This window comes from Oceanobacillus sp. CF4.6 (assembly GCF_051262635.1).
Taxonomy (GTDB): domain Bacteria; phylum Bacillota; class Bacilli; order Bacillales; family Amphibacillaceae; genus Oceanobacillus.
Genome location: NZ_JBIMEX010000002.1, coordinates 105566 through 124849, shown reverse-complemented (window position 1 = coordinate 124849; position 19284 = coordinate 105566). Strand labels below are relative to the sequence as shown.

Below are 19284 nucleotides of genomic sequence, written 5' to 3'. Positions count from 1 at the left end.
GAAGGTTCTTGAATTTCATTCGTACAATCTTATTTTAAACAGTTGTGATCGTACATGCAAGGGAAGGCACTATGGAAGTTGCGAATTCAACCATTCACATAATGATTCGAAAACTTCTTCTCGATTTATTTCATTTAATAATTCATGACGTCCATCGGTAATAAGCATAACAAGCACCTCTTGAAGACCTGCTTTTCGATAGATATCAGCGGTTTTCCAGATTCCCTTTGCGTAATTTCCAATCGGATCTGCATCGCCACTGATTAACAGTAATGGTAGGTCTTTTTGAATGGAGGTATTTTTCTTTTTATCTTGCATGGAAAGTACACCACTAAGCAAGTCATAGAAAAACCTCCCTGTTGGAACAAATCCACTTAAGGGATCGTCCATATATTTCGTGACGATAGCTTCATCTTTTGTTAGCCATTCAAAGCCGTTTTTCCGGTCGCTTATTTTTTTACTATTGCTGCTGAAGGCCAATCGATTCATTAATTTCGATTCTTCTTTAGGTGGAAGCAGCAAAGAAAGTCTTCTGCCAGCGATGGAGATGGTTTTGGGGTAATAGCCTGTTCCTAATAGAATGACCCCCTTGAGAAGAGCACTATGTGTTTGTATATAGTTTCTTACTAAAAACGACCCCATACTATGCCCAACTAAAAATATGGGGATCTCCGGGTAGCTTTGTTTGATATACCTTGTAATCTCATATAAATCATTCGTTGCCTTCTTAAACCCATCCTTATCGGAAAAATAACCTAGTATTCCTGATTTTTCACCAGTCTTTCCATGACCTCGGTGATCGTTTCCAATTACAAAATAACCCTGTTCTAATAGATAGGATGCAAATTCGTCATATCGGTTAATATGTTCCGCCATTCCATGTGCAAGTTGAATGATCGCTTTTGGTTTCATTCCATCGATATACCATTGCTTGACATAGATTTCCGTATCATCTTCCATTGTTAGCCAAAAGGAACTTTCCACTTTTTTTCACTCCAGACTTAAGGATCTCTTATTATATAATATAAAATCATTTGCTTCAGGTGTGCAAACGTAAGCTGTGAAATTGAAAATATAACTTGCTAATTAAATCATTATTATGATAAAGTAATAAGTAGGTATTTGTCGGATACAGGAGGTGTCGTGGAAACATGGCAGGTTTAGTGAATGTATTATTAGTAGTAGATGCAATTATAATGATAGCATTTGTGCTATTGCAGTCAGGAAAAAGCGCAGGACTATCTGGAGCAGTCTCTGGTGGTGCTGAGCAATTATTTGGAAAACAAAAAGCACGTGGTGCAGACTTGATTTTACATCGCGGAACGGTTATTACTGGAATTTTGTTTTTCGTATTAGCTTTTTTAAGTGCATACGTATTACAATAGAAACCAATCCCTTATCATGATTTCGTGATAAGGGTTTTTTATTATTATATGTTGTATAGTAATACATATGGGGTAGAGTAAGATTAGGAATGTGTAAGGAGATGCAGGTATTATGAAAATAAAGCAACCACAACCGTTTACCTTTGAAGCAGGACCGCGTGCTGTGTTATTACTGCATGGGTTCACTGGACATACTGCAGATGTAAGGATGCTAGGCAGATTTTTGGAGAAAAAAGGCTATACGACCCATGCACCGATCTATCGGGGACATGGTGCACCACCAGAAGAATTGATTAAATCAAATCCCAAGCAGTGGTGGGAAGATGTTAGGAAAGCGTTTCAGCATTTAAGGGAGCTTGGATATGAAGAAATAGCTGTAGCCGGACTTTCTCTTGGTGGTGTTTTAGGTTTAAAGCTTGCCTATTCAGAAAATATTAAAGCAATGATTCCAATGTGTGCTCCTATGTTTTTTGATAATGAAACACAGCTTACACAAGGATTTAAACTTTTTTCCAAAGAATATAAACAGCTAGAACAAAAAGACGATGACACAATACAAAAAGAAATTGCTTCATTGGTTGAAGGTTCAGAAGAATTGTTTGATGACCTGGGTAAAACAATTAAAGATGTTAAAAATAATGTGGACACAATCTATACACCAGTTTTTGTAGTACAAGCTAGAAAGGATCAAATGATTAATACGGACAGTGCCATGTATATCTATGAAAATGTCGAATCTGATGTAAAAGATATAAAGTGGTATGAAGAATCTGGACATGTTGTTACAGTTGATAAAGAAAAAGAGCAGCTGCATGAGGATATTTTTCAGTTTTTGGAAACACTTGACTGGAAAATATGATTATATTCAAGGAAAAATGCAAACAATAATAAGAAAGAAGGTGACCAGATGAAAGAGAAAATACTTCATTACTTCAAAGAAAGTGGAACAAAACCATTAGCAGTAGATGAAATAGAAAAAGAGCTGGGAATTGATGATGCAGTTGAGTTCAAAGAGGTTATCAAAGCTTTAAATGAGTTGGAAAATGATGGTGAACTGGTACGAACGCGTAAAAACCGCTTCGGATTACCGGACAAAATGAACCTTGTTAAAGGGAAAGTACAAATGCATGCAAAGGGCTTTGCTTTTCTGATTCCGGAGGATGAGGAAACGAAGGATGTCTATATTCATGCCAATGATCTCGGATCTGCAATGAACAATGATAAGGTTCTTGTACGTCTGGAAAAAGCAGATATGGATGGTAACAGACCTGAGGGCAAAGTCATTCGTATAGTAGAGCGTGCTGTAATACAAGTTGTGGGGACATTTGAAGATAACCGTTCCTTTGGTTTTGTCATTGCAGATGATAAACGGATCCCGAATGATATCTTTATTCCAAAAGGTGGCTCACATGGAGCTGTCAGTGGGCATAAGGTCATTGCACGTATCACGAAATATCCGGAAGGCAGAAAAAGTGCTGAAGGGGAAATTCTCCATATCCTTGGTCATAAAAATGATCCAGGAATTGATATTCTATCCATTATTTATAAACATGGAATTAACATCGATTTTCCTGAGGAAGTATTAGCGCATGCAACACATGTTCCGGAAACGATTAAAGAGGAAGAGTTGCAGGGTCGTCGGGACTTGCGTGACGAAATGATTGTTACGATAGATGGTGCAGATGCGAAAGACCTCGATGATGCTGTAACGGTCAAAAAGCTTGATAATGGAAATTATAAGCTTGGTGTCTATATTGCTGATGTTACTTATTATGTGGAAGAAGAATCTCCAATCGATACGGAGGCATTTGATCGTGGTACGAGTGTCTATCTCGTTGACAGAGTAATTCCGATGATTCCACACCGGCTATCCAATGGAATCTGTTCGTTGAATCCACAGGTGGACAGGTTGACACTTGGCTGTGAAATGGAAATTAATAATGCAGGACAAGTAGTCAACCATGAAATTTTTCAAAGTGTTATTAAAACAACAGAACGAATGACATATAGCGATGTTAATAAAATTTTGGTAGATAAAGATGAGGAAGTTCTCGCGAGATATGATGCATTGGTTCCAATGTTTGAACAAATGGAAAAGCTTGCTGAGATTCTTCGTCATAAGCGCTTTGGTCGAGGAGCAATTGATTTTGATTTTAAAGAAGCGAAAGTACTTGTTGATGATACAGGAAAACCGACAGATGTCGTCGTTCGTGAACGAGGCGTCGCTGAGCGTCTGATTGAAGAGTTCATGCTTGCGGCAAATGAGACAGTAGCAGAGCATTTCCATTGGATGGATGTTCCATTTATTCATCGTATTCACGAAGATCCTGATGAAGGAAAACTGGAAAAATTCTTTGATTTCCTTGGAAGCCTCGGTTTATCTGTAAAAGGTACTGCAAATGAAGTTCATCCACAGGCACTTCAGAAGGTATTGGATTCCATATCTGGAGAACCGGAGGAAATGATCGTTTCCAAATTGATGCTACGGTCGATGAAACAAGCGAAATATGATCCTCAAGGCATTGGCCACTTTGGATTGGCAACAGAATTTTATACACATTTCACATCACCAATCAGAAGATATCCCGATCTAATAGTTCATCGTCTCATTCGCACGTATTTAATAAATAATCAATTAGACAATAAAACAACGGGACATTGGAAAAATAAACTACCAGATATTGCCAGACATACTTCGGAACGGGAGCGCAGGGCTGTTGATGCGGAAAGAGACACCGACAATCTGAAAAAGGCAGAATTTATGAAGGATAAAATTGGTGAAGAATACAAAGGTGTAATCAGCTCCGTAACCAACTTTGGTATGTTTATTGAACTGGAAAATACCATTGAAGGTCTTGTTCATGTAAGTTATTTGACAGATGATTATTATCATTATGATGATCGCAGCCATGCATTAATTGGTGAACGAACCGCCAATGTATATCGGATTGGACAAGAGGTAGAGGTAAAAGTTGTCAGTGTTAATACGGATGAGCATACGGTGGACTTTGAATTGGTTGGAATTCCTAAAATGAATAAGAGCAGGAAAACGAATCCACATCGGAAAGAGTTCCCATCCCCATCTAATAAAGCGAAATCAAAAAAGAAAAAAAGTAAAAGATAAGCCAGACACTCTGTTTGGCTTATTTTTTTCGCCGAATTTACAACAATGACAGTTACCTAAAATTTGTGTCATCAAAACAATAGAAGATGCATATATATATTTTATTAAAAGTTGCACCCGGGAAAACTATTTGTTGACACCTAACTAATTGTCCTATAGACTACTTATTATAATAGTCCTAATAATAATGTGTTTTCAGATAAAAATACTGGCGCAACATAATAATCGATGTTTGGAGTGATTTTGAATGAATGATATTTTATTTGCCTTCTTGTTAACGTTGTTTGCAGGGCTTGCTACAGGTGTTGGAAGTTTACTCGCTTTCTTTGCCAAAACCACGAATACGAAATTTTTGTCATTTGCTCTAGGATTATCTGCAGGTGTTATGATTTATGTATCCATGATCGAGATTTTCTTTAAAGCTAAAGATTCACTCACTTCTGCCATGGGAGCAACACAGGGGTATTGGGTAACAATACTAGCCTTTTTTGCCGGAATGTTGTTGATTGGTTTAATCGATAAATTCATTCCAAAATATACGAATCCCCATGAAGTCAAAAAGGTGGAGGATATGGAAAAACCGACAAACCCTGTAAATGATCAGGCCTTATTGAAGATGGGGATGTTTACGGCTTTAGCCATTGCAATCCACAACTTTCCGGAAGGGATTGCAACATTTGTCTCTGCGTTGCAGGATCCATCAATTGGAATAGCGATTGCGGTTGCAGTTGCGATTCATAATATACCAGAAGGAATCGCAGTATCTGTTCCTATTTACTATGCTACAGGTGATAAGAAGAAAGCATTTAAACTTTCCTTCCTTTCAGGGCTCGCAGAACCTGTAGGAGCAATTGTTGCCTTCCTGATCTTAATGCCTTTTCTCACTGAAACCTTATTTGGAATTATATTTGCTATGGTGGCTGGTATTATGGTATTTATCTCTTTGGATGAACTACTTCCCGCTGCAAAAAAATACGATGAGGCCCATCTTTCCATATATGGCGTAATGACTGGTATGGCCGTTATGGCAGTCAGCTTAGTACTACTTGCTTAATTTAAATGTATTCTGATTGGAATCATACTGAATCTTTGTTAAAATAAAGGTCTATGGGAAGCAGTAGGAGGAACATTATGCCAAAAGGACATGGAAAAGCAATCACTCAAAATAAAAAAGCAAGGCATGATTATTTAATTGAAGAAACATATGAAGCAGGAATCGTATTACAGGGAACAGAGATCAAGTCACTACGAAATGGGCGAGTGAATTTGAAAGATTCCCATGCAAGAATTGATAGGCGCGGTGAAGTACAGCTACTCAATTTACACATCGCGGAATATGAGCAAGGGAACCGTTATAATCATGACCCTACTCGAACCCGTAAACTCCTGCTGCATCGAAAAGAAATTGATAAGTTAATCGGATTAACCCAACAGCAAGGCTATGCACTTATTCCATTGAAAATCTATATTAAAAATGGATTTGCAAAAGTGCTGATTGGACTAGGAAAAGGGAAAAAGAAATACGATAAGCGTGAAGACCTGAAGCGGAAACAAATGAAACGTGATGTGGACCGTGCTATAAAGGAACATGTAAAGTAAGCTACCTTGTAAATCTTTCCATCCCTTGAATTTAACAGGATTTCTGTTATAATAAAATATGTAGTACAAATTATGAATGCTCACTTTTACCGAGCGTTTCTCCTTTTTTGGGGACGTTACGGATTCGACAGGGATAGATTGAGCTCAGGTTGCATGTCGAGGTTACGGCTCGTAAAACGTTAAACGCCTATAATAACTGGCAAAGAACAAAATTACTCTTTAGCAGCTGCGTAAGTAGCACTAAAGGATCCTTCCTGTTATCGCCCGTGTGGCAGATTGAAGGGTCTCAAATGAAGCGGGCTATACTACCATCCTCCGTCTGGGGAACGGTAGTTGAACTGAATCAGACTAGCTACTCTGAAGCCTGTTGATAGGCTGAAGGATAAGCGAATGATAATATATCAACTAAGCGTGTAGAGGCCTGAGTGCCAATATCTCTGGACGTGGGTTCGATTAGTAATTTAGTCGCCTTTTGTGGCAACACAAAAGTGAAAATTTGGCTTTATCGGTGAAACCTAAGTTGCTTATAAATATAGCAATAAGGCAATACCGAGTGGTATGTGGAGTAATCCAACAGCCATGTATCGACTCATAGGCTGCCTATTAGGTAGTACTAGGATACGAAATCCTACCATTATGGTAAATTTATATTCGTATAAAACGCCGAAGGACCTTTCATATAGGTTCAAGATATAGTCAGTGCCATGACGAAAGCATGGATGAGCATGTCCCACCGTCTCCACCAATACATATGTTGGTGGTTTTTTTCTTTTCTAAAACTTAAAGAAATTTTCTTCAAATAATAACTTCTTTTTTAAAGTTTCTTCGCTGTACTTTCCATTTCTTGGGGTTACATGGTTGTAATGGTTTAATATCCATTCGGCTCTTTTTCTTTTCCTGTCTATTCTCAAAAATATGTAAATTTCCGTTAAAACTCGAAACACATCTTTCTTTTTATTTATATTTAGAATATATGAGTTTTGATGCTTAATAATATTATAATTCTTTTTCAGATAAATACTTCCACCCGTTAATTTTTGAACGTAATTAAGTAATTCTATATCATTTGAGGCTATAGTAATGCATGGTCTACGATGTTCTTTCACATGCATTCGAGTTAACGTTATACTTCCTTCACCATCAATTATTCCAGCTATATAAGCAGCCTCCCACTTTTCCACCTTTTCCCTCCAATAATTTACTTAATAGTAAGAACCTTATTATATTATACCTTATTAAAAACAATTTTCCAGATTAATTTGAAGACCCCGCCATACATCGAACAGTATTTCAGTCGATTCGAATAAAATGTAAATAACTAATAAATAATCAAGAGTCCAAAAAACGTATTGGTCAAAGTTGGTGATTTCATCGCTATCCGCAAATATTGTATATTGTGATTTGGTATCCCCTTAGTATTGCATATAATGGTGGGGATGGGTTTTATAATTCTTCTAGTAGAATAAATGGAAATCGGTGCCTTAGCAACTGATTTTATTGAAGTTATTTCTAAATTAACACCTATGAATTAAAGTTATTTTTTTTTAAAAATTTGCACAAGCCTTCCATTTGGATAGCTTGTGCTTTTTTTAGATTTCCTTAATTGAAATAAATTTGAAATACAAATGTAAGATTACTTACCAACTAAATGTGGAATTAACCTATATGGAGAGCAACACATGAAATAATTCGACAAAATTCGGGTAGTGACAGGCACGCTTTTCACTTCCGAGAGGGGTGTTTTATATATGAAGGGTATTATTTTGGCGGGAGGCAGCGGTACACGGTTATCCCCCAGTACGGACAGTATCAATAAACATTTACTGCCGGTCTATGACAAACCTATGATATATTATCCGCTCTCAGTACTGATGCTTGGTGGGATCAAGGAGATTCTAATTATTAGTACACCAGAGGATACTCCACGCTTTGAGAAGCTTCTTGGCGATGGTTCAGAACTTGGAATTACATTGAAATACCGGGAACAGGCCCAACCAAGAGGAATTCCGGAAGCACTCACCATTTCAGAGGATTTTATAGGAAAAGATAAAGTAACTTTGATTCTAGCGGATAACATTTTCTATGGGCAGGGATTTACAACACTTCTTAGAAATGCAATTAAAAACCATAAGTATGCTACTATCTTTGGCTATCGAGTAAAAGATCCACGGCGTTTTGGGGTAGTTGAGTTTGATCACAGGCAAAAAGTTATTTCTCTGGAAGAAAAGCCAGATGATCCTCAATCCGATTTTGCTGTTACTGGACTGTATATTTATGATTACCGTGCTGTCCAGATTGCGAAAAAATTGAAACCCTCTGACCGGGGTGAATTGGAAATAACAGATTTAAATAAAGAATATTTGAAATGGAATCATTTGGATGTTGAATTACTGGGGAGAGGATTTGCCTGGATGGATGCAGGTACCCAGGAATCATTGTTTGAAACGGCGGAGTTTGTAAAAACGACTCAGCAGCGACAAGGATTCAAGATTGCATGCTTGGAGGAGATTGCCTTTTATTTAGGCTATAACACGAGGAAAGAACTGTACGAAAAAGGGAAATCAATGGAGAAGAATGACTATGGACAGTATCTCATGGAAATTGCTAACAGGAAACATACGGACCAATATTGGGACTCTATTGATCTTCATCCGATGATGGGACTGGTGAAAAATGAATAATCAAGAGGAAACAATTCTTATTACGGGTGGAGCGGGTTTTATTGGATCTAATTTTATCCAATATTTCATGGAAAAATATCCTAACGTAACTATATTGAATATTGATAAGCTCACTTATGCAGGTTCAACAGAAAACCTGAACGAGGTGGAAGGTTCAGATCGCTATCAATTCATCCATGGAGATATAGCACATGAAAGCTTGGTAAAACATATTTTTCAAAACTATGATATTACAGGCGTCATTCACTTTGCCGCAGAGTCCCACGTAGATCGTTCCATCGAAGATTCCAGAGCATTTATACAATCCAATATACTCGGTACGATGACACTTCTGCAGGCTGCCAGAGATGACTGGGAAAAAAAGGGTGAGATTTCCAACAGGCGCTTCCATCAAATTTCAACGGATGAAATATATGGATCGCTAGGTACAGATGGGGTATTTTCCGAAGAGACACCTTATGATCCAAGAAATCCCTATAGCGCCTCAAAGGCGGGAGCAAATTTACTTGTGAAAAGCTTCGGGTATACATATGGGATGAATATCATCATTTCATCCAGTTCTAACAACTACGGACCGAAGCAGCACAAGGAGAAGTTGATCCCGACCATCATACGAAAAGCGCTTGCAGGTGAGCATATACCAATCTACGGTGATGGGAAAAACATTCGTGATTGGCTCTTTGTAGAAGATCACTGCCGTGCATTGGATGCTATTTATCATCAGGGAAAATCATTGGAAACCTATAATGTCGGTGGCGGCAACGAGAAAACGAATATTGCTATTGCTAAACAAATATGTGAGATTCTCGATCAGATTAAACCGGAGATTAAATGGCAGGAAGAAGGTATTCATAGCTATAAAGATCTGATTACTTTTACCAAAGATCGTAAAGGACATGACCGGAGATATGCTGTGGATGATAGCAAATTAAGAAATAAATTGGACTGGAAACCAAAAGAAGACATGGATGAGGCGCTAAAGAAAACAGTAGAATGGTATGTGAAACAATGGAATTTGCAAACAAACCGGTAATCTCGGTGGTCGTACCTGTTTATGGTTGTGAATCTTGTCTGATAGAACTTTGCGGCCGCATAAAAAAGACAATTTCAACGATACCAGCCCAACATGAAATCGTATTAATCAACGACGCAAGCCCGGATGCTGCATGGGAAACGATTAAACGTTTAAGTACAGAGGATGAACAAATCAGGGGGATTGATTTTTCCCGGAATTTCGGTCAGCATCACGCGATTACTGCAGGACTAGACTATACAAGCGGAGACTGGGTGGTCGTCATGGACTGTGATTTACAGGACAAGCCTGAAGAAATCGCTAACCTATATCAAAAAGCTATGGATGGTTATGAAGTAGTTTTCGGCAAACGAATTGCTAGACAGGATAAGTGGGTTAAGAGGAAATCTTCACAAGTCTTTTACCGTATTTATGATTATTTTAGTGGACAAGTTTCCGATTACTCGACTGCCAATTTCAGTATCAACTCAAAAAAAGTAGTAATGGGCTTCAGACGAATGCGCGAGCAGAATCGTAACTTCCCATTATTTCTTAAATGGATGGGATATAAAGCAGCAAGCATTCCTGTAGAACACAATTCCAGAAAGGAAGGGAAATCCTCGTACAACATTAACAAGTTGATTAATTTGGCGACGGATACGATTATTTCACAGTCCAACAAGCCACTTCGCCTATCGATTCAAATTGGTTTTTTAATTTCTCTTGTTTCCTTTCTATATGCTGTGTATTTATTTTTCCGTTATTTCTTTCTTGATCAGCCGGTCGCAGGTTGGACAAGCGTTATGGTTTCCATTTTCTTTCTTGGAGGATTGATTTTTTTTAATCTTGGAATTCTTGGGTTGTATATCGGAAAAATATTTAATGAAACAAAAGGACGCCCCCTCTATCTAATCAGGGAAACAACAGATGAAACAGATGAACGGAGCTGATACAATGACAAACTATTTGGAACCCACTCCTTGGGATCAACGAAATTTCCGTGTGCCTACCTATCAGCTGAGGGAATATTCTGTAGAATCCTTACAAGAGACGCAGGATACAGAGGGACACTTCACTGTGAAGGTAGACCCATTTGCTGATAAAGAAAATTTAAAAAAGTTCGGATTTTATTATGTAAATACATTAATGGAGCCAGTGTGCAACAAAGAACAGTTACTCGTTCCAAAAGAAAGTAAAATTCGTTTTGCCCGTGAGTATAACAACAAGGATATATTGGATATTGCCGAGGAGGCCTTTGCGGGTGGCCGTTTTCACCGCGATTTCAATATACCGGATGATATGGCGGACAAGCGCTATCGAAATTGGGTGAATGATTTGATTCAAAAAGATTTTATCCTTGCATTGTACTTTGATGGAAGATTAGCTGGATTTTTTGCCTATGAAAATGATCATATTCTACTCTTAGCCATGCATAAGAAGTTTCGGGGAAAAGGACTGGCAAAAGATTTCGCCGGATCCTGTGTTCAGGAACAATTCAGAATAACCGGTTACGACACATTACGGACATCCATTTCTCCTTCCAATCCGGCATCATTGAATGTATTTATTTCACTTGGCTTTCGCTTGAAGGGTTCCATCGATGTTTATCATAAATTAAATGGTTCACTAAAGGCCGGAGGGGAATGAATGGGTTACTTATTTATTTTCAGCACGATTACTTTTACTGTCTACGGTCAGCTGGTAATCAAGTGGACCATGGATAAGCAGGGGGGACTTCCTGAAGCTTGGGCAGATAAATTCTTGTTTCTTATTCAGTTATTAATGAACCCTTGGATTTTATCCGGTTTTCTAGCCGCTTTTTTAGCAGCACTCAGTTGGATGGCAGCAATGACGAAATTTGATATTAGCTATGCATATCCATTTATGAGTCTGTCTTTCGTTCTAGTATTTATTTTTTCCGTGTTTCTATTCGGTGAACCAGTAAGCCCGCAAAAATTAATCGGTTTTGCTTTAATTATTCTAGGCATTATTGTAATGAGGTGATACGAATGATTCCATTTAATAAACCATGCATAATCGGACCAGAAATGGAGGCGATGAAAGATGCAATGCAGCAGAACGAACTCTCCGGAAATGGGCCGTTTGGAGACAATTGTACAGCATGGTTAAAAAACAAACTCGATTGTGAAAAGGCAATCCTTACTCCTTCCTGTACGGCAGCACTTGAAATGACAGCTCTATTAACAGAAGTTGGTGTGGGGGATGAAGTCATTATGCCATCCTATACCTTTGTATCTACTGCCAATGCATTTGCACTCAGAGGTGCATCCATACGATTTGTTGATGTCTCACCAGAAACGATGAATATCAATCCGGAAAAAATCGAAGAAGCGGTAACAGATCGAACCAAAGTAATCGTCGTTGTTCATTATGCAGGGGTATCTTGCGACATGGATTCGATTATGGAAATTGCTGCAGTTCATGGTCTTTGGGTGATTGAAGATGCCGCCCAGGGCCTGATGAGTAAGTATAAAGGAAGAAGTCTTGGTACGATTGGACACATGGGGACATTCAGCTTCCATGAAACGAAAAATTATACATGCGGGGAAGGCGGTGCATTGATCATTAATGATCGTTCACTTGTGGATCGTGCTGAAATCCTGCAGGAAAAAGGAACAGACCGTTCACAGTTTATGAAGGGAATGGTTGATAAATATACGTGGCGGGATCTAGGCTCTTCCTATTTATTAAGTGAATTGAATGCCGCTTATCTCTCTGTGCAATTGGAACATGCAGATGAAATTAATCAGGATCGATTACGCTCATGGGAACAATACCGAAAAGGACTTCAGTCACTGGCTGATATCGAGAAGATTGACATTCCTACCATTCCAAAGGATTGCGAACATAATGCCCATATGTTTTATATTAAAACAAAGGATGACCAAGAGCGATCGAAATTGATCCTTTATCTGAAGGAAAATGAGGTAATGGCTGTTCCTCATTATGTTCCACTAAGTTCTTCTCAAGCGGGGAAAAAATTTGGTGAGTTTGTAGGGGAGGACCTTTATACGACAACTGATAGTGAACGTATTTTAAGGTTGCCACTTTATTATGGTATAAAGGAAGAGGATGTGGAACATGGGATCAAGATTATTCAAGCGTATTATCAAGCATAAATGTATCTGGATTGCCTGTCTTGTCATCATTGTCTATCTTACCCCTTATTACATATTAGGTGAGGACACTCATATCCGTATACATGATAATCTGGATTCGAATATCGTCTGGTATAAGATGCTTGCAGAAAGTGGTCAGATTTTCACCCTGACAGATACGATGCTGCCAAATGCCATCAACGGTTTGCCAAGGAGCACACTACCATCGTCTTTTGATGCAGTTGTTTGGCTGTATGTGCTTTTTGAACCAATGACAGCTTATACGATAAGTCAAACCATTATGCGTTTTGTTGCCTTTTTCGGGATGTACTTGCTTCTGACAAAATTTATTTTCAAGAAAGAACAATCAGCATGGATTACAGTCGGAGCATCATTAGCTTTTTCCATGCTGCCCTATTGGCCATCAGGTGCTTTGTCCATTGCAGGTATACCACTTGCACATTACTTATTTTTAATGATTCGAAAATATGGTTGGAAAACACCTAAGTATATTTGGTTGGTACTTCTACTGATTCCGTTTCTATCCAATTTCGTCCTTAGCTTTGTTTTTTTCCTTTTGTTAATGGGATTGTTTTGGCTTATTGACTGGATTCACTTTAAAAAGTCGAATTGGCCGTTTTTTACAGCTATTGCCTCTATGACAAGTATCTATGTGGTAAAAAACTATTTGTTAATTACGTCGATGTTTCTTGACTCCAGTTTCACTTCGCATCGGGAGGAACTCGATCTAGGACACAATACGTTTGACCGCAGTTATGAATTGGCCTGGGAAAATTTCCTTTACGGACTAACTCATGATGAAGCACATCAGGCGTATATTATCATTCCTACGATACTGATTGCCTTGTTAGTCGCAGTATACAGTAAAGTAAAGCCGCGATTACTGCTGACCCTATTCCTGTTCAATTTGGCACTTTCATTCTGGTATGCCTATTGGTACTGGGAAGGGTGGCGAGTCATAAAGGATAATTTTATGATTGCCAATACGTTTAATTTTGGTCGTATTCACTTTCTTGATCCGGCCATTTGGTATATTAGCTTTGCGTTGGCAATTGCCATCTTATGGAGATATTTAAAGTACGGAAGGGTGCTCGTATGTCTGCTTGTAATTACCCAGTGCTTGAATCTATTTGGATTAACAGAAGAGCTTAAGTATAAGGATTTTAATACGCCAACATTTGCAGAATTCTATTCGGAGGATTTATTTGATGAGGTAGCGGATTACATCGGAAAAGATCAGTCCGAATACAGAGTAGTCAGTATTGGAATGCATCCAACGATTGCACAGTATAACGGATTTTACACACTCGATACATACAATAACAGTTATCCGCTTGAATACAAGTATGCGTTCAGGAAAGTCATCCAGGGAGAGTTGGATAAAAATCCGACTCTGGAGTCCTACTATGACACATGGGGTGGAAGGCTGTACATGTACGTAGCAGAGCATGGAAAAGACTACATGTTTACGAAAGATCGCAATGAACCAATTGAACAGCTAAACATTAATACACAGGCACTCGCTCAACTCGGTGGTGACTATATTCTCTCTGCAGTACCCATTGCGAATGAGGAAGAACTCGGACTGGAGTATGAGCAAACTTTTGAAAACAAGAGTTCACCCTGGCAGATCTGGCTCTATTCCCTGTGAAAATATAAATTGATAGAGGCAGTAGAAGACAGTTTTTTATCCAGTCTTCTACTGCCTCTTTATTATACAATCATTTCAAGCGAACATACGGACCCCTGTGAAACACAAATGTAACATTCTCATAATATGGATGTCATTCTCCAATGCTATACTAGCTCGTACAAAGAATGGATAATTTTAGTATATTTTTCACATGACTGCAGATGAGCGAATCTATTTATTGTATATAAAGATTGCAGGTGTGGCGAAATCAGGGGGAAGAAAAATTGAGAAAAACCTTAGTAGTAATATCTACAGTTATTATGATTGTTGGACTAGGTGGTTCATTATTCAGTGTCCCAGTCTTTGCAGAACCGACGAACGATTTAGAATCGATTCGTGACCAACGCAAAGATATTACAGAAAATCTATCAAAATCAGAAAAACAAATTACAACAATTTTAATAGATCTTGAAGAGTTGAATCAAGAAATCGAACGTGCGAATGAAACGTTAATTGAAAAACAAAATCTGGTAGAAGATACAGAGAATAAAATCGACTCTACCGTAGCTGACATATCTGAGTTGGAAAAAGAGATGCAAGAATTAGAAGCAAAGATAGAAGAAAGATATGAGATATTAAAAGGTCGTATCGTTTCTACCCAAAAAACGGGTGGAGATATTAGTTATTTAGAAGTTATTTTTGGTTCGAAAGACTTCGGTGACTTTATTACACGTGTTACTGCAATGAATAAAATTGCAGATTCGGATGCTGCTTTAATGGAACAGCAGAAATCTGATATGGAAAAAGTAGAAAAAAAACGTAATGAAGTGTTGGACAAGCTTAATGATTTAAACGCAATGAAATTAGAACAAGAAGAAGCAAAAGTGGTAATCAGCCAACAATTACAGGAAAGTGCTCAACGTAAAGAAGAGCTTGAAATGAAAGAACAGGAATTATCAGCATTAGCAACTGACCTTAAATTGGAAGATAGCGATTTAGCTTCACTTGAACAAGAAGTTAAACAAAGTTTAATAGCGCAATCGGAAAAAGTGGATGAAAAATCCAAAAACACGGAAAAAACAGTAGTTGAACCAAATATCGTTCAAATGGCATCTAAGGAAGAAAAACCTTCTGAAAAGGTGGAAACGAAGAAGCCTAAGGAAAACAAACAGACAAAGCCTGCAACGAAGCAAGAAACACCTAAACAAGAGGCAAAAGAAGTAAAAGAGAAAAAAGTGGAAAAAGAAACAGCAGCGCCAATGAAAGAAGAAAAAGCGGACGAAAAGAAAGAAGGTAAAACCTTTACTGTAAATTCGACTGCCTATACAGCTAATTGTGCAGGTTGCTCTGGTTACACGGCAACAGGTATTAATTTAAAAGCGAATCCAGATGCAAAAGTGATAGCGGTAGATCCAAATGTAATTCCATTAGGTAGTACTGTCTATGTGGAAGGATATGGATACGCAACAGCAGGAGATACTGGTGGCGCAATTAAAGGAAATAAAATTGATGTCTTTGTACCAACTAAGAAGGAAGCATACAGTTGGGGAGTACGTACTGTTAAGGTAACCATTGTAGAGTAAATAATAGGGACATACTGAACATTTGCTTTACTATTATTTAAAGTCCAATATATTATCCTATTAAATGAAAACGAGCTTCCCAAATTAGTGGCGAGCTCGTTTTTTCTACAATACATATACGTAAATACAGACAAAGTGGCATAAACTGCCAAATAAAATAAATATGTGGAAGATCTCATGAAATCCAAAGTACTTCGATGATAAAAAGTTAGGTTTCAGCCAATAGATAAGCGCTCCAACTGTATAAAACAGACCTCCTGCGATTAAATAAAACATCCCGTTTGTCCCGAGTTCGGGGGCTAATGATCCACTGAAGAAAACGACGATCCAGCCCATTAAGACGTAAAGTGCAGTCGACAGCCAACGTGGAGAATGGAACCAAACCAATTTGAAAATGACTCCAGCTATTGCAAGTCCACTGATAACCCCACTTAGAATCCATCCTGTAACGCCATTTAAGGTAATAAGGCAAAAGGGGATGTATGTCCCTGCAATCAACACGAATATCATGGAATGGTCAATTTTTCGTAAAAATGCAATGACACTATCTTTTGCTATCACCATATGATACGTCGCAGAAGCAGAATATAATAGAATCATACTCACTCCGAATATAACAACAGCGATGACTGCCAGTGTACTGTCTGTAGTTTCAGAAGCTTTCACAATTAGAGCCACCAGCCCAATAACTGCCATGATTGCTCCAAATAAATGTGTAAAACCATTCATTGGTTCACGAATATACTTATTCATTAATTACACATCCTTAGTTTGTTATGTAGTTTTTAAAACTATATGTACATAATATTACTATTACGACATGTAGTCAATATTTTACTTTGATGTTGGCATCACATATAATGTAAAGTAACTTTAATAAATGGAGCTTAAACGATGAAAAATAAAAAGGAACTAATTGAATCACTGAACTTGGAAAACCAATTATCACTGGAGGATATACCTAACCTGGATCTATATATGGATCAGGTTATTCAGCTATTTGAAAATAAATTTGCAGCATCTAAGCGAAATGATGATGAAAAAGTATTAACCAAAACAATGATTAACAATTACGCAAAGGGAAAGCTTTTTTTTCCTATAAAAAATAAAAAATATTCCAAGGAGCATTTGATATTAATCAGTATGATTTATCAAATGAAAAGTGCATTATCGATTAAGGATGTAAAGATGGCACTTGATCAATTGAATTCAAAAATAACAGATGAAGACTTCAATCTGCAGCGTTTATATCGTAGTTACCTAGATTTAATGGATAAAAACAGTGCGATGTTCAAAAATGATGTCGAGGAGCATTGGAAAGATATAAACAATGAAGTGAAAGAACTGGAGAATGATCATGCCGATGATGAAGCGTATTTGGAACAAGTTTTGCTTGTAGCAACTTTTTCAAGTATGAGTAATTATTATCGAAGAGCTGCTGAGAAAATCGTGGATAATATGAAGAAGGAAGGGAATAAGGATGAAGCTTAGTATTTTGGATCAGGCACCGGTTACAAAAGGGCGTAAAGCCAAAGAAGCTTTGGAAGCTACTATCGAATTGGCTGAACTGGCAGATGTGTTAGGTTTTACACGCTATTGGGTTGCTGAGCATCATGATCTGGATGGATTATCGAGTCCCGCTCCGGATATTCTGTTAGGAATAATCGGTTCTAAAACAGACAAAATTCGTTTAGGGTCTGGTGCTGTTCTCTTGCCTAATTATAAACCATATAATATTGCAGAGAGATATAATGTGTTGGCTACAATGTTCCCTGGTAGAATTGATATTGGCTTAGGAAGGGCACCTGGTGGATCTGCTGAAGTTTCCATTGCACTTGCAGGTAACTTCCTGAAAAAGGTACGTAAAATGCCGGAATTGATAGACGAGCTAACACATTTCCTTCAACGTGATTTTCCAGAGGATCATATGTTTTCCAAAGTTACAGCTACCCCAATTCCAGAAACGCCACCAGTTCCGTGGCTTCTTGGAACAAGTGGGAAGAGTGCCAAGTTGGCTGCTGGAAAAGGAATGCCGTATGTATATGGACATTTTATGAGTAATGAGAATGGTGCAGAGATAATGAAAAGTTATTTTGACCATCATTCCACGAAAAATCCGAAAGCTTTTGTTGCTGTCTCCGTCATTTGTGCAGAAACAAATGAAGAAGCTCAGGAACTTGCTAAAAGCAATATACTTTTGCGTGTACTGCAAACGAAGGGGGAGGGGAAAAATGGGGTGCCTTCCGTGAAAGAGGCAACCGAATATCCTTATTCTGATGACGATTTGCAAATGATGCAAAATATGAATGATAATCAGATTATTGGTGACCCTGCAACAGTTAGAAATAAGCTGGAAGAACTACAACAGGAATATGGTACGGATGAATTTATGATTGTGACAATCACACATAGCTATGAAGCCCGAAGAAAATCATATCAGTTGTTGGCTGATGAATTTAGATTAAGTAAATAGAAGAATGAAAAATCCTTTTAGCATTTATGGAAGTCGGAGGTTATCATGCAAAATTGGGTTACTGACATAATGGAACAATTTGGCTACTTAGGAGTTTTCCTAATGATGACTTTGGAAAATGTGTTTCCACCGATTCCATCGGAAATAGTACTTCCTTTCGGTGGGTTTCTTACTACCTATACAGATTTGACAGTAATCGGTATCGTGGTTACTGCAACTCTAGGTTCGGTCATCGGTGCAATGATTTTGTATAGTATTGGACTGCTAGTAGATGTGGAACGATTGGAAAAAATTGTCGACCGCTATGGCCATCTTGTCAGGATTAAAAAAGAAGACATTCATAAGGCAGATGCGTGGTTTGATAAGTATGGGTATTGGACCGTACTCTTTTGTCGGATGATCCCACTCGTTCGTAGTCTGATTTCTATTCCAGCTGGGATGTCTAATATGAAATTCTCATTATTTCTGTTCTTTACTACAATCGGAACGCTTGCTTGGAATATGATTCTTATTTCGATTGGTGTCATCTTGGGAGAAAACTGGGAAGATATTCTGGGATTTATGGATGTATATTCCTCTATTGTTTATCTAATGATTTTTAGTGGGATGGTAGTCGTTGTTATCTGGTATATTCGAAAAAAAAGGAAGTAAGGA

Annotated in this window: 19 protein-coding genes and 1 other RNA gene; 17 read left to right on the top strand and 3 right to left on the bottom strand. The window is 38.0% G+C overall.

The window, feature by feature from the left end; all coding sequences use genetic code 11:
- Positions 1-69: 69 nt before the first annotated feature.
- A complete protein-coding gene (locus ACHABU_RS04235; RefSeq protein WP_435762596.1) occupies positions 70-984 on the bottom strand; it encodes a lysophospholipase in 915 nt (304 codons plus the stop codon).
- A gap of 167 nt (positions 985-1151) precedes the next feature.
- On the opposite strand from ACHABU_RS04235, the gene secG reads away from it, so the two are divergent.
- The 6 genes from secG (at position 1152) to ssrA (ending at position 6564) form a co-directional block, all read left to right on the top strand.
- Positions 1152-1385 (top strand): preprotein translocase subunit SecG, encoded by a 234-nt coding sequence (secG, locus tag ACHABU_RS04230; RefSeq protein WP_379496290.1) that lies wholly within the window; start codon positions 1152-1154, stop codon positions 1383-1385.
- Between the two features lie 112 nt (positions 1386-1497).
- Entirely contained in the window at positions 1498-2244 is a 747-nt protein-coding gene (locus ACHABU_RS04225; RefSeq protein ID WP_435762593.1) for an alpha/beta hydrolase, read from the top strand.
- A gap of 48 nt (positions 2245-2292) precedes the next feature.
- Positions 2293-4509 (top strand): ribonuclease R, encoded by a 2217-nt coding sequence (rnr, locus tag ACHABU_RS04220; protein ID WP_435762591.1) that lies wholly within the window; start codon positions 2293-2295, stop codon positions 4507-4509.
- A gap of 247 nt (positions 4510-4756) precedes the next feature.
- Entirely contained in the window at positions 4757-5563 is an 807-nt protein-coding gene (gene zupT, locus ACHABU_RS04215) for a zinc transporter ZupT (protein WP_435762589.1), read from the top strand.
- A 77-nt stretch (positions 5564-5640) separates the two neighbouring features.
- The gene (smpB, locus tag ACHABU_RS04210; RefSeq protein WP_435762587.1) at positions 5641-6108 is read left to right on the top strand and encodes an SsrA-binding protein SmpB; all 468 of its coding nucleotides are present in this window, start codon (positions 5641-5643) and stop codon (positions 6106-6108) included.
- A gap of 117 nt (positions 6109-6225) precedes the next feature.
- Positions 6226-6564, top strand: a transfer-messenger RNA (tmRNA) gene (gene ssrA, locus ACHABU_RS04205).
- Between the two features lie 317 nt (positions 6565-6881).
- On the opposite strand, the gene ACHABU_RS04200 is transcribed toward ssrA, so the two are convergent.
- Positions 6882-7289 (bottom strand): LAGLIDADG family homing endonuclease, encoded by a 408-nt coding sequence (locus ACHABU_RS04200; protein ID WP_435762585.1) that lies wholly within the window; start codon positions 7287-7289, stop codon positions 6882-6884.
- A 567-nt stretch (positions 7290-7856) separates the two neighbouring features.
- On the opposite strand from ACHABU_RS04200, the gene rfbA reads away from it, so the two are divergent.
- The 8 genes from rfbA to ACHABU_RS04160 all read left to right on the top strand — a co-directional run bounded on the left by rfbA (position 7857) and on the right by ACHABU_RS04160 (position 16157).
- On the top strand, positions 7857-8789 hold the full coding sequence (gene rfbA, locus ACHABU_RS04195; RefSeq protein WP_435762584.1) for a glucose-1-phosphate thymidylyltransferase RfbA: 933 nt from the start codon (positions 7857-7859) through the stop codon (positions 8787-8789).
- On the top strand, positions 8782-9822 hold the full coding sequence (gene rfbB / locus ACHABU_RS04190; RefSeq protein ID WP_435762582.1) for a dTDP-glucose 4,6-dehydratase: 1041 nt from the start codon (positions 8782-8784) through the stop codon (positions 9820-9822). Before rfbA ends, rfbB begins: the two co-directional genes overlap by 8 nt.
- Positions 9798-10751 carry a glycosyltransferase family 2 protein gene (locus ACHABU_RS04185; RefSeq protein ID WP_435762580.1) on the top strand — a complete coding sequence of 318 codons (954 nt, stop codon included), beginning with the start codon at positions 9798-9800 and terminating at the stop codon, positions 10749-10751. Before rfbB ends, ACHABU_RS04185 begins: the two co-directional genes overlap by 25 nt.
- Positions 10729-11448 (top strand): GNAT family N-acetyltransferase, encoded by a 720-nt coding sequence (locus ACHABU_RS04180; protein WP_435762578.1) that lies wholly within the window; start codon positions 10729-10731, stop codon positions 11446-11448. The genes ACHABU_RS04185 and ACHABU_RS04180 overlap by 23 nt, the downstream gene beginning before the upstream one ends.
- Entirely contained in the window at positions 11449-11805 is a 357-nt protein-coding gene (locus tag ACHABU_RS04175; protein ID WP_435762576.1) for an EamA family transporter, read from the top strand. It begins immediately after the preceding gene.
- A gap of 5 nt (positions 11806-11810) precedes the next feature.
- On the top strand, positions 11811-12941 hold the full coding sequence (gene rffA, locus ACHABU_RS04170; protein ID WP_435762574.1) for a dTDP-4-amino-4,6-dideoxygalactose transaminase: 1131 nt from the start codon (positions 11811-11813) through the stop codon (positions 12939-12941).
- Positions 12904-14592, top strand: a complete 1689-nt coding sequence (locus ACHABU_RS04165) for a DUF6044 family protein (RefSeq protein ID WP_435762572.1) — start codon at positions 12904-12906, stop codon at positions 14590-14592. The genes rffA and ACHABU_RS04165 overlap by 38 nt, the downstream gene beginning before the upstream one ends.
- 266 nt (positions 14593-14858) lie before the next feature.
- Positions 14859-16157 (top strand): PcsB-like coiled-coil domain-containing protein, encoded by a 1299-nt coding sequence (locus ACHABU_RS04160; RefSeq protein WP_435762570.1) that lies wholly within the window; start codon positions 14859-14861, stop codon positions 16155-16157.
- A 105-nt stretch (positions 16158-16262) separates the two neighbouring features.
- Here ACHABU_RS04160 and trhA read toward each other — a convergent pair whose 3' ends face one another.
- Positions 16263-16910, bottom strand: coding sequence for a PAQR family membrane homeostasis protein TrhA (gene trhA / locus ACHABU_RS04155; RefSeq protein ID WP_435762568.1), 648 nt, complete (start codon positions 16908-16910; stop codon positions 16263-16265).
- Between the two features lie 141 nt (positions 16911-17051).
- On the opposite strand from trhA, the gene ACHABU_RS04150 reads away from it, so the two are divergent.
- The 3 genes from ACHABU_RS04150 to ACHABU_RS04140 are packed head-to-tail and all read left to right on the top strand — an operon-like array spanning position 17052 to position 19281.
- Entirely contained in the window at positions 17052-17648 is a 597-nt protein-coding gene (locus tag ACHABU_RS04150; protein WP_435762566.1) for a DUF1836 domain-containing protein, read from the top strand.
- Positions 17638-18630, top strand: a complete 993-nt coding sequence (locus ACHABU_RS04145) for an LLM class flavin-dependent oxidoreductase (RefSeq protein ID WP_435762564.1) — start codon at positions 17638-17640, stop codon at positions 18628-18630. The genes ACHABU_RS04150 and ACHABU_RS04145 overlap by 11 nt, the downstream gene beginning before the upstream one ends.
- A 45-nt stretch (positions 18631-18675) precedes the next feature.
- The gene (locus ACHABU_RS04140; protein WP_435762562.1) at positions 18676-19281 is read left to right on the top strand and encodes a DedA family protein; all 606 of its coding nucleotides are present in this window, start codon (positions 18676-18678) and stop codon (positions 19279-19281) included.
- Positions 19282-19284 lie beyond the last annotated feature (3 nt).

Coding starts and splice junctions, on each gene's coding strand:
- ACHABU_RS04185 (WP_435762580.1), top strand. CDS start 9,798: ATGGAATTTGCAAACAAACCGGTAATCTCGGTGGTCGTACCTGTTTAT.
- trhA (WP_435762568.1), bottom strand. CDS start 16,910: ATGAATAAGTATATTCGTGAACCAATGAATGGTTTTACACATTTATTT.
- smpB (WP_435762587.1), top strand. CDS start 5,641: ATGCCAAAAGGACATGGAAAAGCAATCACTCAAAATAAAAAAGCAAGG.
- ACHABU_RS04145 (WP_435762564.1), top strand. CDS start 17,638: ATGAAGCTTAGTATTTTGGATCAGGCACCGGTTACAAAAGGGCGTAAA.
- rffA (WP_435762574.1), top strand. CDS start 11,811: ATGATTCCATTTAATAAACCATGCATAATCGGACCAGAAATGGAGGCG.
- rfbA (WP_435762584.1), top strand. CDS start 7,857: ATGAAGGGTATTATTTTGGCGGGAGGCAGCGGTACACGGTTATCCCCC.
- ACHABU_RS04140 (WP_435762562.1), top strand. CDS start 18,676: ATGCAAAATTGGGTTACTGACATAATGGAACAATTTGGCTACTTAGGA.
- zupT (WP_435762589.1), top strand. CDS start 4,757: ATGAATGATATTTTATTTGCCTTCTTGTTAACGTTGTTTGCAGGGCTT.
- rnr (WP_435762591.1), top strand. CDS start 2,293: ATGAAAGAGAAAATACTTCATTACTTCAAAGAAAGTGGAACAAAACCA.
- secG (WP_379496290.1), top strand. CDS start 1,152: ATGGCAGGTTTAGTGAATGTATTATTAGTAGTAGATGCAATTATAATG.
- ACHABU_RS04165 (WP_435762572.1), top strand. CDS start 12,904: ATGGGATCAAGATTATTCAAGCGTATTATCAAGCATAAATGTATCTGG.
- ACHABU_RS04225 (WP_435762593.1), top strand. CDS start 1,498: ATGAAAATAAAGCAACCACAACCGTTTACCTTTGAAGCAGGACCGCGT.
- ACHABU_RS04175 (WP_435762576.1), top strand. CDS start 11,449: ATGGGTTACTTATTTATTTTCAGCACGATTACTTTTACTGTCTACGGT.
- ACHABU_RS04150 (WP_435762566.1), top strand. CDS start 17,052: ATGAAAAATAAAAAGGAACTAATTGAATCACTGAACTTGGAAAACCAA.
- ACHABU_RS04180 (WP_435762578.1), top strand. CDS start 10,729: ATGAAACAGATGAACGGAGCTGATACAATGACAAACTATTTGGAACCC.
- rfbB (WP_435762582.1), top strand. CDS start 8,782: ATGAATAATCAAGAGGAAACAATTCTTATTACGGGTGGAGCGGGTTTT.